The sequence below is a fragment of the Rhodococcus baikonurensis genome, from assembly GCF_040489275.1.
Lineage (GTDB): Bacteria > Actinomycetota > Actinomycetes > Mycobacteriales > Mycobacteriaceae > Rhodococcus_F > Rhodococcus_F baikonurensis.
In genome coordinates this window covers 218,628-234,709 of record NZ_JBEUOQ010000010.1, presented here as the reverse complement: position 1 = coordinate 234,709, position 16,082 = coordinate 218,628, and the positions used below count along the sequence as shown (strand labels likewise).

General features: G+C 62.9%; 16 protein-coding genes and 1 tRNA gene. 6 read left to right on the top strand and 11 right to left on the bottom strand.

Annotated features, from left to right (window positions below):
• Positions 1 to 6 precede the first annotated feature (6 nt).
• Positions 7 to 1,185 (top strand): cation:proton antiporter, encoded by a 1,179-nt coding sequence (locus ABWI03_RS22965; protein ID WP_298776540.1) that lies wholly within the window; start codon positions 7 to 9, stop codon positions 1,183 to 1,185.
• A 66-nt stretch (positions 1,186 to 1,251) separates the two neighbouring features.
• Here ABWI03_RS22965 and ABWI03_RS22960 read toward each other — a convergent pair whose 3' ends face one another.
• The 6 genes from ABWI03_RS22960 to ABWI03_RS22935 form a co-directional block, all read right to left on the bottom strand.
• Complete coding sequence (locus ABWI03_RS22960; protein WP_298776537.1) at positions 1,252 to 2,454, bottom strand: DUF6461 domain-containing protein; 1,203 nt, start codon at positions 2,452 to 2,454, stop codon at positions 1,252 to 1,254.
• 98 nt (positions 2,455 to 2,552) lie between these two features.
• A complete protein-coding gene (locus tag ABWI03_RS22955) occupies positions 2,553 to 3,797 on the bottom strand; it encodes an alpha/beta hydrolase family protein (protein WP_298776535.1) in 1,245 nt (414 codons plus the stop codon).
• A gap of 80 nt (positions 3,798 to 3,877) precedes the next feature.
• A complete protein-coding gene (locus ABWI03_RS22950; protein WP_124566666.1) occupies positions 3,878 to 4,567 on the bottom strand; it encodes a DUF998 domain-containing protein in 690 nt (229 codons plus the stop codon).
• Between the two features lie 10 nt (positions 4,568 to 4,577).
• Positions 4,578 to 4,982, bottom strand: coding sequence for a very short patch repair endonuclease (locus ABWI03_RS22945; protein WP_019746481.1), 405 nt, complete (start codon positions 4,980 to 4,982; stop codon positions 4,578 to 4,580).
• Positions 4,983 to 4,992: 10 nt separating this feature from the next.
• Positions 4,993 to 5,853 carry a hypothetical protein gene (locus tag ABWI03_RS22940; protein ID WP_095969539.1) on the bottom strand — a complete coding sequence of 287 codons (861 nt, stop codon included), beginning with the start codon at positions 5,851 to 5,853 and terminating at the stop codon, positions 4,993 to 4,995.
• Positions 5,850 to 6,995, bottom strand: coding sequence for a DNA cytosine methyltransferase (locus ABWI03_RS22935; RefSeq protein ID WP_153211133.1), 1,146 nt, complete (start codon positions 6,993 to 6,995; stop codon positions 5,850 to 5,852). Before ABWI03_RS22935 ends, ABWI03_RS22940 begins: the two co-directional genes overlap by 4 nt.
• A gap of 238 nt (positions 6,996 to 7,233) precedes the next feature.
• On the opposite strand from ABWI03_RS22935, the gene ABWI03_RS22930 reads away from it, so the two are divergent.
• Positions 7,234 to 7,821 (top strand): putative glycolipid-binding domain-containing protein, encoded by a 588-nt coding sequence (locus tag ABWI03_RS22930; protein ID WP_095969540.1) that lies wholly within the window; start codon positions 7,234 to 7,236, stop codon positions 7,819 to 7,821.
• On the opposite strand, the gene ABWI03_RS22925 is transcribed toward ABWI03_RS22930, so the two are convergent.
• Complete coding sequence (locus tag ABWI03_RS22925) at positions 7,818 to 8,792, bottom strand: prephenate dehydrogenase (protein ID WP_296553457.1); 975 nt, start codon at positions 8,790 to 8,792, stop codon at positions 7,818 to 7,820. The genes ABWI03_RS22930 and ABWI03_RS22925 overlap by 4 nt on opposite strands.
• A 48-nt stretch (positions 8,793 to 8,840) precedes the next feature.
• Between ABWI03_RS22925 and ABWI03_RS22920 the strand changes: the two genes are divergently transcribed.
• The 4 genes from ABWI03_RS22920 (at position 8,841) to ABWI03_RS22905 (ending at position 10,319) form a co-directional block, all read left to right on the top strand.
• On the top strand, positions 8,841 to 9,380 hold the full coding sequence (locus ABWI03_RS22920; protein WP_003943823.1) for a tRNA adenosine deaminase-associated protein: 540 nt from the start codon (positions 8,841 to 8,843) through the stop codon (positions 9,378 to 9,380).
• Positions 9,381 to 9,842, top strand: a complete 462-nt coding sequence (locus ABWI03_RS22915) for a nucleoside deaminase (RefSeq protein WP_095969542.1) — start codon at positions 9,381 to 9,383, stop codon at positions 9,840 to 9,842. It abuts the gene before it with no gap.
• 138 nt (positions 9,843 to 9,980) lie between these two features.
• The gene (locus tag ABWI03_RS22910) at positions 9,981 to 10,172 is read left to right on the top strand and encodes a CsbD family protein (protein WP_003943869.1); all 192 of its coding nucleotides are present in this window, start codon (positions 9,981 to 9,983) and stop codon (positions 10,170 to 10,172) included.
• A gap of 56 nt (positions 10,173 to 10,228) precedes the next feature.
• Positions 10,229 to 10,319, top strand: a tRNA-Ser gene (locus tag ABWI03_RS22905).
• 301 nt (positions 10,320 to 10,620) lie between these two features.
• Here the strand turns inward: ABWI03_RS22905 and ABWI03_RS22900 are convergent.
• The 4 genes from ABWI03_RS22900 to ABWI03_RS22885 all read right to left on the bottom strand — a co-directional run bounded on the left by ABWI03_RS22900 (position 10,621) and on the right by ABWI03_RS22885 (position 16,080).
• Positions 10,621 to 12,186, bottom strand: a complete 1,566-nt coding sequence (locus tag ABWI03_RS22900) for an AMP-binding protein (protein ID WP_298776527.1) — start codon at positions 12,184 to 12,186, stop codon at positions 10,621 to 10,623.
• Positions 12,187 to 12,288: 102 nt separating this feature from the next.
• Positions 12,289 to 13,722 (bottom strand): aldehyde dehydrogenase family protein, encoded by a 1,434-nt coding sequence (locus ABWI03_RS22895; protein ID WP_298776525.1) that lies wholly within the window; start codon positions 13,720 to 13,722, stop codon positions 12,289 to 12,291.
• A 19-nt stretch (positions 13,723 to 13,741) separates the two neighbouring features.
• Positions 13,742 to 14,845 (bottom strand): NAD(P)-dependent alcohol dehydrogenase, encoded by a 1,104-nt coding sequence (locus ABWI03_RS22890; RefSeq protein ID WP_298776522.1) that lies wholly within the window; start codon positions 14,843 to 14,845, stop codon positions 13,742 to 13,744.
• Positions 14,842 to 16,080, bottom strand: coding sequence for an NAD(P)/FAD-dependent oxidoreductase (locus tag ABWI03_RS22885; RefSeq protein ID WP_296553278.1), 1,239 nt, complete (start codon positions 16,078 to 16,080; stop codon positions 14,842 to 14,844). Before ABWI03_RS22885 ends, ABWI03_RS22890 begins: the two co-directional genes overlap by 4 nt.
• Positions 16,081 to 16,082: the final 2 nt, after the last annotated feature.

The window sequence follows — 16,082 nt, the reverse complement described above, 5'->3', positions numbered from 1 at the left end:
TGATCCGTGCCTTCAATTGCCTCATCGCTGTTCTGGATTGCGCTGATCGCGGCGGTCGCGCCGATAGTCGCGGGCTTGATCCCACGTCGGCTCGTTCCCGAAGTGGTGTTGCTGCTTGTCGCGGGCGCAGTGGTCGGGCCGTTCGCCCTCAACATCGCAGCTGACAGCGAAGCGATCGGAATCTTGCGCGAACTCGGCCTCGGCATGCTGTTCCTCCTCGCCGGTTACGAGATCGACCGACAGGAACTCAGTGGCCGGGGTGGCCGTCGTGCGCTCTACACGTGGCTGTTCTGCCTCGCGCTGGCGTTCACGGTGGTCGCGCTGCTGGGCATGAGGAACGTGATTTCCGCCGAAGCCGCTGTTGCCATCGCGATGACGTCGACCGCTCTGGGCACGCTGCTGCCGATCCTCAAGGACAACAAACTCCTCGACACACGCTTGGGCAAGACCGTCCTCAACCACGGGGCCGTCGGCGAACTCGGGCCGGTCGTCGCGATGGCGGTGCTGCTGAGCGCCCGTGGTGCCGTCCTGTCGCTGATCGTCCTTGCCGTCTTCGCCTTGATCGCTGTCATCGTGGCGGTGCTGCCCGGCAAGCTGATTCACGAAGGCTCGTGGACACATCGACTGGTGCGGGCAGGGGCGGACACCACGGCGCAGACGACGGTCCGCCTCACCGTTCTGTTGTTGGTCAGCCTCGGAGTGTTGTCGGCCGTGTTCTCACTCGACGTCATTCTCGGTGCGTTTGCCGCCGGCTTCATCCTGCGGCGACTGATGCCAGAGGGCGACGAGCGCCTCGAGATCAAGCTCGACGGGATCGCCTTCGGGTTCCTCATCCCGATCTTCTTCATCACGTCGGGGATGGCGATCGACGTCTCGGCGGTCGCCGCCAGTCCCGGCATACTGATCGCGTTTCTGATCCTGATCGTTGTCGTCCGCGGCGTGCCGGTGTTCTTCGTGACCAAGTTCGAGAAGGTCGAGCCGCCCTTCACCACGCGCGAAAGTGCGCAGGTCGCGTTGTACGGCGCGACCGGCCTACCGATGATCGTGGCGGTCACGGGCGCTGCCGTCGACGCGCATCAGATGTCTTCGGACAACGCGTCGATTCTTGTCGCGGCGGGTGCGATCACGGTTCTGCTGCTGCCGATGATTGCCACGCTGTTGACGAAAAAAGAGAAAGTGGCCTGATTCAGAGATCCAACTGCTCGTCGAGCCAGTCGAACATCCGCTGATCCGCCTTGCTTGCTTCGATTGTCACGGGCCAGAGAAAAAGAGATCGTCCACGTCGATACCGGTCTCCAACGCCGATATCTCGTGGGTTCCCGTCCTGTTTTCCCACCGCAAGGGAACCCCGGTTTCCGCGTCGAAGGCAACCGTGGAGTCACGGCCGGCCCAATCCGGTGGCATCTCGAATTCCCAGGCAGGGCGCCCGTCGACCTCTACTTCCTGCCCTGTCGTGTCGGGTGGGAGTAGGTCGGCAAAAGGTGTGTACGGCCAGGTCCTGTGTATCTGGAAGAGTTGTTCGATATAGATGTCGAGACTGTATCCGGTGCTTCGTCGGTCGAGTACACCGTCGGTGCGGAACCACGTCTGCTTTTGCCGGTTCTGCAGAAACAGCACTCCCTGCTCGTCTGCGAGACGGATGCAGGTGCGGGGTTTGAACCAGAATTCGAGACGCGCGGAGGGAACACCGCCCGAGGGGCGCCCGCGGAACATCATCCCGTGTAGCGGTATCCGTTCCGCTGCTTTGTAGCGGCGAGCTACCTCGCTCCACTCGGCGGGCGATTTCTGTGGAGAAGGCTCGGGTGGCACATCTGCCGGGGGCGACTGCCTTCTCGTGGGGACAACGACCACCGTAAAGTGACCTGTCTCGAACAGCGAGGCGGGGACTGCGACGCCGGTGATCTGCTCGGCGAGAGCAAAGGCACCCTCCAGTGCATGCTCGCCTGGATAGCCTTGGGCGTCATCGTCGATTCCGATTCCGCCGACATCAAGAATCAGATCCACTATCTGATCGTCCCCGACCACCGGGCTGGATCCGAAGAGTTCGAATTCAGCCACACGTGTCCCGTTCGACCACCAGATGAACTGACTGTCGGCATTGACGCCGAGATAGTGCGAAGCCACCTCGCGATCGGATAGAAGTGGCCGCATCGATTCTTCGGTGACGGCGAAGGAACCGCCGTCGATCTGCATCAACAGTGTGCTGTCGTCACTCACCGCTGCGAGGGCAACTACCGGCCCAGCCCAGGCTGTCTCGGGCTGTTCAGTGAGATCCGACATCACCTCTCCGAGTTCGGCAATCCCGATCGCCTCGGATTGTGTGTTCTCGTCGGCGCCGAGGGCGCTCAACACCTGTGTGGGGGTGGAGTCAGGGATGAGTGCGGCGCAGTATCCGAGAGACAGGCTCGTGTTGAAATACTGCTGAATCCATCCATAGTCGTGATAGGTAGGCACACTCACAAGCTTCCACAGATCGATACCTGACCACTGCCGAATGCCAACGAACGCATGGCAAAACACGCTTCAGTCGATCATTGGTTCGCGGACCTGAATCAGAGATCCAACTGCTCGTCGAGCCAGTCGAACATCCGCTGATCCGTCAGACGCCTCGCCATGGGCTGACAGTGGAAGTTCGCACCCTCGGCCGCGGTGAACGGAACCACCGTCGTCGGTCCGCCGGAGAGGGCGGCAAGCCGCTTGGATTGTCCAGGCCAGAACTGCTCGCCTTCCGGATCGGTGATGAGCAGGGGAGTGGAGATCGAACCGGCGACGTGTTCGAGGTGATACTTCCGAACGGCGGTGAGAGTGTCGTAGTAGCCACCGGCGAGGTACGGACGCGCACGGAAACGCCAGATCCGGGCGGTGTCCTTCGAGAACTTCATGCCAAGCCCAATCGCCATGTCGCGATCGAACGCCTCCGACTTCTCCTCGTCGAGTAGCTTCTGCATGTTCTTGGGGATATGGGCGAGCCACGACGCGGCCACATCCACAACTCCCGGATCGGCGATCGCCGCCGCGATCCGATGCTCGAATGCCAAAGACTGCGGCACCCAGTAACCGCCCTGGCTGATCCCGTACATCGCCAGCTTCAACGCATCGACGTCCGGCCGGTCCACGAGATAGTCGACGACAGGCGTGATGACGGCTTCCCAGTCGTGACGGAACGAGATGTTGCGCTCGAAGAGCATCGACTGCTGGCCGGGACCGTCGAACATCAACACGTTGTAGCCCCGCTCGAGTGCCCCGGCACCGCCGCTGCCCCACAGCCCGCTGATCGGGCCGTCGCTACCGTTCACCATGATCAACGTCGGCCGTCGCACGTCGCCGGGTGGTCGGAAGAAGTACCCGGGCAGGTAGGTGTCCTCGTAAGGGATTCGGACGCGTTCGACGGGTTGGGCGGTGGTGTCGACGAAGCGGTCCCACGCCTGTCGGTGACGTTTGAAGGTGGGGACCAGCACGGAGTCGTCACTGAGACCGTCGACGGCGTTGATCGCCACACCGAAGTACGACGCCGCCCGCAGGTACGCGTTGGACGCGCTTCGCGAATGTCCGGCCTCGGCGGACTGTTCGGCCTGCCCGAATACCCGTGTGCCGAGGTCGAACCAGGCCTCGTACCAGCCCTCGAGGTCCTTCTCGCCGACATGTGCGATGGCCGAGAGCACTTCGCCGGTGTCTGCCGCGCCGTAGGTGGCTTGTCCGAGGACGACTCGAAGCTCGAAGTCGAAGGATTCGTTTCGATAGAAACCAGCGGTGAACGCCTGGTGTGGGTGGGCGAAGAACGACGACGCGAGAGACATGGGCACACCTTCGCTAGTTCGGGGCAGCCATTTTCAGTTGTACTTCCAGGATCGCCCGAATCGCTTGCCGGAAAACCTTGTCAGCGTGGTGACGCTGTACCCCACGTGGACAACGGCTTCGACATCGCAAATGCCAGGGTGCACAACCACAACGACATTCCCAGCACCTGCGCACGTTGCGCGATACCCAGTCCGAGATTACCGCCGCCGGAGACTTCGATGCTGTTGGTCGTCAACATCCACACCGTCGCAAGGGAAGTCAGGATCAAAATGGTCAGGCCGGTCGTCCGCAGCGATCGATGCTCGCGATACCTGAACGCTCCCACGGTGAATGCGATCATCGCGGTGAAGATCGCGAAGACCGCAACGCTGCTCGTCAACGCGTGAACATGGTGGAGTTGCGGAAGCAGACCGTCGGGTGCGCTCGACGGGCAGCCCTCACCCGAGCATTCGAGGGGGAACGAGGCGTCGGCGATGGTCGCGATGCCGAACACCGCCAGCGCAATCCAGCCGGTGACGTAGAGCCTCCGCCGGGGCGTGATCAGCAGGCCCAGCGCTCCGGAGATCAACATCAAGATCGCGGACAGTACGTCGGCATTGCCGAAGACATCGCGGTATTTCTGGTTCTCGGCATCGAGTTCGCTGAGGAACGATGTCACCGGATCGAGGCCGGTGTCCAGGAAGAATTCGAGAATCCACGACGAGTAGACGATTCCGCCCAGAGCCAGCGCAGCCACCAAACCCCACCGCGCAACGTTGCGTTCCTTCACGAAATCGAGCTTACGGACCGAGCAGGGCTTTCTGGACGCGTTCGGCTGCTACCAGCGGATCTTCGTGCTCCCAGATGCGGATGACGGTCCAACCCTGCTCTGCCAGACGTGCATCGGTGTCGCGGTCACGAACCACGTTGGCGGCCAACTTGTCCGTCCACCACTGCGCGTTGTTCTTGGGAAACGTCGCGTGCTGCGGGCAACTGTGCCAGAAGCATCCGTCCACGAACACCGCGACTTTGCGGCGCGGAAACACCAGATCAGCACGTCGGCGAACACCTTTGACAGGCGCTCGGTCCACGAAGTACCGGAGTCCGCGCCGATGAAGCTCGCGTCGAAGTGCGATCTCGGGTTTGGTGTCGCGCCGACGCTGAGCGCTCATCCGAGCACTGGTGGCAGGATCCGTCGCAGGCACCGTGGTTCCCTCAGCCGTCGGAATCGTCGCTGTCTTCGGGATCGGACCAGGTGGGCGCAAACCTGTTGCGACGCTCTACTTCACCGTGCACGACGGTCACGAAGTCGGTGAACGAGAGCGTCTGACTCTCGGTGGGGCGTCCGTTGCGCGGCGGCGGTTCGTCGACGTCGAAGAACCGGACTGCGCCATCGGGTTCGTAGAGACCGATGTAGACCTTCTCGAAGAGGTCGTAGCGGGTGTCCTCGGCGCCGAGATCCACCCAGGCTTTTCCTGGAACGCCGACCACCGCGCGCTTGCCCCGACCCGAACGCTTCGAGAGCGTCGTGACGTGGTGTGCAAAAGAGGATTTGCCGGTGTCGCTGGTCTTGGTCGGGTCGCCGTCGTCGCATGTGGCATACGGCTCGAACATGACGGCGACCAACACGCTGTACGGCTGACGCTGATGCAGAACCATTGCCTCGCCACGCAATTCGTGGTCGTTGCGGACGATGTTCTTGGTCCAGCGTCCCAGCTTGCCGCTGCGGGGACTGTAGTCCTGGAAGTTGTACGTCTTGATGGAGACGCAGAGGATCAGGCCGAGAGTGGGGTCGAGTGCCTTGACGTCCAGGCGCTTTCGGCCCTTGGCGACATCGACGGTCGCCTCCTGGCCTTCGCCGGACGCTGTCGGGGTGATGTTGGGATACAGCGGACGCAGAGCGTCGGCCACCGTCTGTGCCAGTTGATTGGACAGTCGCTGGGCGTAGTTCTTCTTCTCGCCGCGATCGGCGTCGGCCGGGGGCTTGTCGCCCGCGAGTTGCAGTGCGCTCCAAAGCGGTTCGTGTTCCGGCTCGGAAAACAGTGTTTCAGGTTCGGGGAACAGCGATTCCGTCATGCTGCGGCCTCGGGGTAGCCGCCCATCCGCTCGAGGTGGCTTTCGACGTCCTCGATGAAACCGGGGATGAACCGAAGATTGCCCATGCGTGCACGCTTGAGGAAGCCGGCCGTGGCCCGCGCCGACAGCAACCGCGTGTCTTCGAGGAAACCGCTCAGATCCTCGTAGTCGTACTGGACCGGCCAGGTCGAAGTATGGACGCGGAAGGCCTGGCGGTTACGACCCCAAGCCGCGCTCGGCCATGCGTCGCCTGGTTCGAGCGGAGTCTCGCCGGCGGCGTCGTATGCGATGGGATCGTTCAACCGGCCACCGACCCACGACGCCATCCGCACGCTCACGGCATTGCCGACGAGCTTCCACCGGTGGCTGTGGCGAAGGCCGGGAACCTCGACGGACGGCAGCGTCCAGTCCGGATCGAAACCCTGCAGGCGCTCGGCGTCGACGAGACCGGGAGTGACGATCTCACCGGACGGCAACCGGACCGCCGGTTGGCTGGGGATGCCGACGGACGATCCGCCCTTGAGCGTCGGCACGGCGTTGACGGCCCATCCGAGACCACGGGTGCCTTCGGTCCAGTAGAAGCCGCAGGGGTAGTCCGCGGGATCGCCGCCCAAGCGCTCGCCGGCGTCCTGGCCGAACAGGATTTCGCGAGGATCGTCCGTGCGCGAGGCGAGCATGATGACGCGCTGGCGACGCTGGGGGAGTCCGAAGGCACGGGCGTCGACCACCCGGTATGCCCAGGTGTATCCGAGGTCTTCGAGGGCGTCGGTGATGTGCCGCATGGCAGCGCCCTTGCCGAGTTGCAGCATGAACGGAACGTTCTCGATCAAGAGCCAGCGCGGGCCCTTCTTGCGCTTGACCAGACGGAACACCTCGTCCACGAGGCCTGAGCGCGCGCCGGTGATGCCTGCCGTCTTGCCGGCTTGAGAGAGGTCCTGGCAGGGGAAACCGGCGGCCACCAATTCGATGTCACTGGGCAGCGCGCGCAGTTTGGTGACGTCACCGTGCAGCGGCACGTCGGCGAATCGCGAACGGAGAACTGCCTGGGCGCCCGGATCGATTTCACACAGCAGTTCGGTGTTCCACCCGTGTTCCGATAGCCCCAACTCGAGCCCACCGATACCGGCAAACAAACCCACCATGCTCCGCGACGACGTCACAGCACCCTTCCTCACGAACCGACCTAGAAGCACGGTACTCGAGAACTCCGACACCGTTTGCCAACTATTCGGTCCGCGGCGTGCTCCTGGCGGGAGAACCGTTGTGAAACGGCTAACACCGGACTCCACGGAAGCCGATCGAGTCCCGAAAAGGTCCCTGATCCGAGCAATAACCCGAACCAGCGGTGCTCCACGCCCGTCCGTCCATTACCGTGGTCGGGTGAGCATCCAACCTTCCGGTGACGCGTCCTGGCCCGCGGTATTGACCTGGCAGGCCCACAACGCTCCTCGAATGGAGTCTGTTCGTGTGCAGCTGAACGGAAATCGCATCAAGGCTTCGGGCCGGATCATCGGTGGAGCCTGCAGCGAGCACCCGGCATTCAGCGCGTCATACGACCTGGTCACCGACGAGGCCGGCATCACCCGCCGGTTGTCCGTGCGGACTGCCCTGGCTGCCGGTGAGCGTCAGATGTCGATCAGCCGGGACGAAGAAGGCACCTGGATGGTCGAGAACGGCGCGAGTCATCAGCGCTCGGCGTTCGATGGCGCACTCGACGTCGACGTGATCCTCAGCCCGTTCTTCAACACGCTGCCCATCCGCCGCGTCGGGTTGCAGAACGACATCGAAGACGTCGAAGTTCCGGTCGTCTACGTCAACCTTCTGGACCTGCGCGTCGAGGGCGCAACCATCACGTACAGCAGCGGTACCGACGGAATCAGTGTGTTGTCCCCGGTCTCCAGTTCGACGCTGTCCGTCGACACCGAGGGCTTTGTCCTCGACTACCCCGGACTGGCCACCCGCATCTAGGTTTCGGATCGGCGGATGACGCCGCCGCGTCGACCGGCGTCCCGCATCCGCTGGGGCCAGTCGGGTTCTCCGACCTGGACGTCCTCGATGTCCCAACGCTCGTGCGACTCGTACGCGCTACGCGCAGCGAACCCCGCGTCCACCAATTGGGCCGTCGAGCCGTTGTCCAGCAGATCGGTACGTGCACCCTGCAAAAGGTCGAGCGCTTCGTCCAGCGCGATCAGCAGGGCGTCGCGGTTGCCCTCGCACATCGCCCGCACCAGGCCGGGTGCGCTTCCGGCTACGCGAGTGCCGTCGCGAAATGATCCGGCAGCCAGCCCGAGTGCCAGTTCGCCACCGGCAGCTCCCGTGATCGCGAGTGTTTCCGCCAGCAGGTGAGGCAGGTGCGAGATACGTGCGACTGCTCGATCGTGCTCGAGAGATTCGGCCGGCACGACCACCGAGCCGCAATCGAGCGCGAGGTCGGCGACCTGCGACCACACCTGCGCGTCGACGCCGTCGTCGGTGGCCACTACCCACACCGCGTCGACGAACAGATCGGCATCCCCGACCGCCCAACCCGAAGCAGACGTCCCGGTCATCGGATGACCGCCCACGAACTTGGCGCTCAGACCAGCCCGTTCGACGGCGGCCTTCACCTCGCCCTTGACGCTGACGACATCGGTGATCGGGTTGTTCGGCGCGTGCGCGGCGATGGCCTCCAACGTGGCGTCGACGGCCGGCATGGGCACGGCGATCACGATGACGGCACCGCTCTCGTTCGCCCTGCGCAATGTGGCAACCAGGTCGGTGTCGGCGTCGAAACCGTCGGCTCGGGCCGCGTCGGCGGACTCGCTGGAGCGGTTGTACCCCCACGCCTGACGGCCGGATCGGACGGCCGCTCGAAGGAGCGAACCGCCGATCAATCCGAGGCCGAGAACGCAGACTGGTGGGGCGGAATCGATCGCAGACACGAGTTCAGGTTGGCACATCGATGCTCGGACTTCACTCACTGGCACCAGGCGGACTACCGTTGCGCCATGGGTGCACAGCGCGCGGGTAACAAGAGCGCCTCTTCGAACCAGTCGGAGGAGCTTGAAGGCTTCGGTGTCGCGGTGGTCCGTGAAGAGGGGCGTTGGACGGTCAAGGCACTGACGCCCGACGCGTTGACCTCGCTCTCGGCCGCCGAAACGCAGCTGCGTGAGCTGCGAAGTTCGGGTGCCGTGTTCGGCCTTCTCGACGTCGACGACGAGTTCTTCATCGTGCTTCGTCCGGCGCCGTCGGGCACGCAGTTGCTGATTTCCGACGCCACCGCCGCCATCGACTACGACATCGCCGCAGACGTCCTCGACGCCTTGCACATCGAGATCCCCGACATCGACCCGGACGACCTCGACGATGTCGAGCCCTGGGAAGAGGGCGATCTGTCCGTGCTGGCCGATCTGGGCCTGCCGGAACCCGTGCTCGCTGTCATCGCGGCCGAGACCGATCTCTATCCCGACGAGCAGTTGGGGATGATCGCGCAGCGACTCGGGTTCGCGTCCGAGTTCGGCGCAGCGCTCGACAAGCTCCCGCGCTAGATGACTCTCGCTGACGATCAGCGCATGATCCGTGCGGCCATCGTGGCCGCACGCTCCGCCTCCGACGCGGACGTTCCGGTCGGTGCCGTGCTGTTCGACGCGGACGGCGTCGAAGTGGCTCGTGCCGCGAACGCTCGGGAAGCGTCGTCCGATCCGACCGCGCACGCCGAAATCCTCGCGTTGCGTGCTGCCGCGAAAATCTACGGCGACGGCTGGCGTCTGGAAGGCGCGACGCTGGCCGTGACCCTCGAGCCATGCACGATGTGTGCGGGCGCTCTGGTCCTCGCCCGGGTTTCGCGGGTCGTTTTCGGGGCGTGGGAGCCGAAAACCGGAGCCGTCGGATCATTATGGGACGTAGTTCGAGATAAAAGATTGACCTATCGGCCGCAGGTGCGCGGCGGGGTCCTGGAGGACGAATGCGCTGGGCTTTTGGAAGATTTCTTCCGCGAGCAGCGAGCCTGAAATCGGTATTCCCCAGCGAGAGTGATCGCACACTCGGGTAGCCGGATCCGGCAATCGAGGGCATGGTGGAGGCAGATGCCGTCAGGGCATCGGCGGATCGTCGGAAGGCGATTCGTTCGCGTTCACAGAGGAGTACTCATGGGAATCGCAGACAAGGCTCAGAACAAGGCCGAAGACCTCGGGGGCAAGGCCAAGGAAGCTGCTGGCAGCGCTACCGGTGACCGGGACCTCGAAAACGAAGGCAAAGGCGACCAGGTGAAATCGGCCGTCAAGGATGCAGGCGAGAAGGTCAAGGACGCCGCGTCCAGCATCAAGGACAAGCTCACGTAATACCGCTCCACCTGGCGATTTCAGCCACGGGCACTCCATCCGGTAAAGTCACCAACGGTGGCGTGTCCGAGCGGCCTAAGGAGCACGCCTCGAAAGCGTGTGACGGGTAACCCCCGTCCGAGGGTTCAAATCCCTCCGCCACCGCCAAAGCTCCCCACCTGTTCACGCAGGTGGGGAGCTTTTTTGTGCCTGGACCTGGACTGGATCAAGAAACAATTGAGCAGAAATCTGCCATTCGGACGAAAGTGGCCCCCGGCCTCGGCGGAGGTCGGGGGCCACAACTGAGTCTTACAGGGGAGTAGTCGCCCCAGTCGCGGTGTAAAACCCGTTCATCGACACAACCCACTCGCTCCACGATTGGATCGTTGTCGTTCTCCTGGGACCTGTTTCTGATGGGCGACCGACGTGTCCTGCGTGATCGATGCGATTACCAGTAAGAATTCACGTACTACTGATCGTCAGCGAGTTCTCTCAGTTTCTTGCGAGACACTTTGCCGGCGGCCGATCGCGGAAACTCATCTACGAAGATGTATTCGCGCGGTCGTTTGAACCCGGCGATCTGCTCACGTACGTGCTGGTCCAGCGCAACGCGAAGGCCGTCGTCGTCGCTGAATCCTGGCGCCAACTGGACGACTGCCACCACTTTCTGGCCCCACTCCAGATCGGACACCCCGATGACACCGACATCTGCGACGCCGGGATGTCCGAGCAGTGCACCCTCGACTTCGGCCGGGTAGATGTTCACACCGCCAGAGAGAATCAAGTCTGCGCGGCGGTCCAGGACGTACAGGTAGCCGTCGTCGTCGATGCGTCCGACGTCTCCCGACGTGGCGAATTCACCCCAACGTGCGGCAGCGGATTTCTCCGGGTCACCCAGGTACTCGAACGGGCTGGACTTGAAATAGATGGTGCCCTCTTCGCCTGGAGTCGCTTGTTCTCCGTCCAGGGTTCGAAGTACGACTGCGTCCGGATTCGGCCGTCCGACAGTTCCAGGGTGTTCGAGCCACTCTGCCGAGGAGCATGCGCACACTTGCCCCTCCGTGGAGCCGAGATATTCCCACAGAATCGGTCCGACCCAATCGATCATGGCGTACTTGGTAGCCGGGGGACACGGAGCGCCGGCATGGAGGATGGCCTGCAAACTCGAGACGTCGGCGCTGTCTCGAAGATCGGCCGGCAGATCGAGAAGCCGTTGAAAGTGGGTGGGAACCATATGCGTGGACGTGATGGCGCTTTCGCCGATTGTTCGAAGCACAGCTTCGGCATTGAAGCCCGGCAAGATGTGCAGCGTATGCCCGGCGTGCAACAGGAACAGTGAATTACCGCCTGGCGCAGCGTGATACACGGGAGAGCACACCAAATGCCGTCCGGGGGTCCCCGGCGGGATTCCCAACTTCGACAGATGCTGAACGCCCGATTCGAGCGAACTCTCGGGCGTTGCATCCGAGAGCGGGCGACGTACACCCTTCGGTCGTCCCGTCGTGCCGGACGTGTACATCATGAGCGAACCGAGCGACCGTGTGGCGGGAGTGTCGTCCGAGACGTCGGTGAAGGACTCGTAGCTGCACCAGTTGGCCGGGGCGCTGCCGATAACCACGCGGTGCGGTACGGCGTCCTCCACGCGACCGACGACCTTGTCTGCGAGTTCTGCGTGCACGACGAGAACGGACGCCTCGGAATCGCGAACGATGTACTCGACTTCAGGTGCGGCGAGGTGGGTGTTGATCGGAACGAAGTACAGACCACTCTGCATGCAGGCCAGAGCAATTTCGTAGTACTCCGCCCCATTCGACAACAAGCCCGCGGCAACGTCGCCTTTACGTAAACCCAGACTGGCGAACTTGTTGCTGAGCTGGTTGACCTTGCTGATGAGCTCGCCGAAAGTTTTTGTCTTGCCGTCTATTACGATCGCGGGCCGGGTCGGATCGTGCTGGCCCAGAAGCCAGGCACCGAGCGTCGAGGGATGAGATGGTTGTTGGTGATCCTCGCGTTCGCTGTTGACCACGGTAGACATGAGTGTCCTCTTTCTGAAGAGATTTCGGGGACTGGGTCGGCTGGCCGCCTCGCTGTATCCCGCTGTCGAGGGATCGTCGCTGACGATCGGAAGGGCAGGCCGTTACTGACGCGAGGGACCCGCGATTACCTGTAGTTCGGTGAAACCGTGCAGGCCCCACGGACCATTTTCCACTCCGACGCCGCTGTGCTTGTGACCGCCGAAAGGGAGGTGGGGGCGGACGCCTCCACCATGCATGTTGATCGACACCTGTCCGGCCTCGATTTGCGGTGCGAGCTGCGCGGCGTGGTCGGCGTCCCCCGACCATACGGATGCAGTGAGCCCGTACTCACTTCGGTTGGCGCGGACGATGGCGTCGGCTTCGTCGCGGAACGAGATGATGGGAAGCGCGGGGCCGAATTGCTCTTCGTCGACGATCCGCATTCCGTCGTGCACCTGGTCGAGGATGGTCGGCTGATGAAAGTAGCCGTCCCTGTCGATTGGTTTACCGCCGGCGGTGGCCCGGGCGCCATTGCTCACGGCGTCCGCGACCAAATCCTTGACCCGCTCGTACTGCGGTTTGTTGTTGATGGGCCCGAGTACTGCTCCGTCGACCGTGCCCTCGTCGACCTTGACGGATCTCGCAATTTCACTGAGCGCCTCGACCAGTCGGGGCTGGATACTTTCGTGCGCGTACACGCGCTTGACGGCGAGGCAGATCTGTCCGTTGTTGGCGAAGGCGCTGCGGAAGAGGCTGGGGGCGATCGCATCCACATCCACGTCCCCGAGAATGATGGCCGGATCGTTTCCGCCGAGTTCCAGAGTGACACGCTTGAGGTCGTCGGCAGCCCCGAGCGCGACCTTCCTCCCGACCGAGGTTGACCCGGTGAAACTGACTTTTCGTGGAATGGGGTGTGAAACCATCGCTTCGCCAAGGGGGTCTGGCCCGGTAACCACGTTGAGCACCCCGTCCGGGAAGGTGCCGCGAAGAATATTAGCGAGTGCAAGCGTGGCTAGCGGAGTGTACGGCGAGGGCTTGACGACGATGGTGTTGCCCGCCCGCAGTGCCGGAGCAATTTTCCACATCGCGAGCGCGATCGGTACGTTCCACGGGGTGATGGCACTGACAACGCCCAGCGGTCGGCGGACGACTTCCTCGAAGCCTTGTGCATCGTCTCGGATAATCTGGCGGGGAACATCGAGGTCGGCGTAATAGCGCAGCCACGTCGCCGCCAGATTGAATTCCAGCGTCGAGTCGGCCAGCGGCTTGCCCTGTTCGAAGGTCAAGATCGGGGCGAGTTCGGCAGTCCGACTCTCGATGACGTCTGCTGCTCGGCGCAAAGCGTCACGACGATATTCGTCGTCGATCCGCCACGACAGGTATGCGTTCTGAGCCGCGTCGAAAACGTCGTCGAGCTGGTCCGGTGTGACGGACGGAGCCTGTGCGAATACCTCGCCTGTTGCGGGGTTGATCACGCCGAAGGTGCCGGTGGTGAGAAGATCGCGTCCATTCGACGTTGCTGCCGCCGACAAAGCTAGCGAATCCGTTGAGGTCATTCTCGATCCCATTTCGTGGTCAGTGTTGTGCCGGCGTCAGCACCGGCTTGATGGTCTTGCCGGAGAGCGAATCCTCCACGGCCTGGTTGATCTGCTCGAGCGGGTAGGTCTGGACGAGCTTGTCGAAGGGGAACCAACCGCGCTGCCACAGATCCAGGAGCTGGGGAAGGAAAACCTGTGGGATCGAACTACCTTCCAGGGCGAACGTCACGGTCCGGCCCGTCAGCAACGTCGGGTCTATTTCGAATTTCGCCTGGCTCCCGCCCACCAACACGGCTTTGCCCGGGATGTCGAGGATGCTGACGGCCGTCGTGATGACCGAGGCCACAGCGGTTGTCTCGAAGGAGAAGTCGAAACCGCGTCCGCCGTTCTTGATCGCTTCGACGAGGTCAGGTGTGTCGCCGCGAACGGTACGAGTGGCGCCGACTTCCAACGCTGTTTCGAGCCTGGTATCGACCAGGTCGATGACGACGATCTCGCGGGCGCCTGCTGCCTTGGCGGCCATTACGGCAGCAAGGCCGACACCCCCCGCTCCGAACACTGCAATACTCTGTCCGGCAGCCAGTTTCATCTCGTTGAGAACTGAACCGGCTCCGGTCTGCAGGCCGCAGCCAAGAGGGCCGAGAAGCTCGAGTGGGAGCGTTTTGTCCACCACGACCAGATTGCGCTCGGTTGTGATGGCGTGCGTGGCGAAGGAGGACTGCCCGAACCATCGGTTCGCCAGCGGGAGGCCCATCCGATCGATTGCGCTCGTGCTGAGGTCCGCGCGGCGGCCTGTCGTATTGCGAGCAAAGAACTCGTCGCAGTAGGACGGTATTCCGGCTCGGCAGTTACGGCAGCGGCCACAGGAATCGAAGCTGATCAGTACATGGTCGCCAACCTCGATACCTCTGACCGAGCTACCGACTTCCTCGACGATGCCCGAACCTTCGTGGCCGAGAATGATCGGCCCCATCTTCGCAACCAAATCGGGATTCAGTATATGAAGGTCGGTGTGGCACATCCCCGCACCGACTACCTTCACGAGAAGTTCGTCCGATGCCAGCGGTCCGAGCGTCACCTCCTCGAGTGCGAACTTGCCGTCGCCGTCGCGCAGAACGGCGGCAATTGCGTTGGTGGTCATGATTTCTTCTCCGTGGGGTCGAGGAGCTCGAGCGCATCTGCAAACGTGCCCTTGTTGGCGATGATGCGGCGCAACTTCATGATCTTGCGTTGTTCATTCAAGGTGGCGGAGCCGACCAGACGGTTACCCGAGCGGTACAGGGCCACGAATTTGTCGGTCTCCGGATCGCCGGAAGCAAAAACCACCTCGTCGGCGACGGCGGTCCCGACGAACTGGATCCGGCTGTCGTACCAGTCGCTCCAGAAGTAGGGGACGGTCTCGTAAGGCTTCGCATCGCCGGGTGTGACAGCGTTGACAGCTGACTGGTGGGCCTGGTCCGCGGCATTCGTCCAGTTCTCCAGCCGCACCGAGAGTCCATCGAACGCGGGGTTGGGCCAGTGGACCACATCGCCTGCTGCATAGACGTCTTCGAGTGAGGTTCGAAGGAATTCGTCTGCTATCACCCCGCCGTCCACCGGATGTAGTTCGATGCCCGAATCTGCCAGCCACCGGGTTGCGGGAGCTGCTCCCACACCGACGACAACGAGCTCGGCCGGCAGCGAAGTGCCGGTACTGAGCCGGACGGCCTCGACATGGGTGGTGCCGATCAGCTCTTCGACCTGGACGTCGCACAAGAGCGGAATTCCATTGCGTTCGTGCAGCTTTGCGAGTGCCTGGCCGACGGTCTCACCGACTGCGCGGACGAGTGGAATTGGAGCAGCTTCGACGATCGTCACGTCTGCGCCTCGGTCTCGGGCGGACGACGCGAGCTCGGACCCGATGAATCCAGCGCCAACTATCACGAGCTTTGTTCCGGGGAAGAGTCTTTCGCGGAGCGCGAGTGCATCATCGATCGTGCGGAGCGCGAAAACGCCGTCCAAATCCGGGGTGTTGGGCAACGAGCGTGGCGACGCGCCTGTCGCGATGATCAGCTTCTCGTAGGGAATCCAATCGCTGTCTCCGACTCGCACACGGTGTGATGTCGGATCGAGTTGTGTCGCCGGCTCCCCGAGTAGAAGTTTCACATCGAGGGCGGCGAGCTCCTCGGTGGTTGTGTGAAAGTCGACCTCAGCGCCGTCCTTCAGGAATTGCTTACTCAGGGGCGGCCGGTCGTAGGGAAGATGGAATTCGTCGCCGACCAACGTGATCGATCCCGTATATCCCGCTTGACGAGCAGATTCCGCGGCCCGCAGACCGGCCAGAGACGCCCCGACGACAACGAGTCCCGCACCGTGATCGATATCTGTTGCGCTCACGA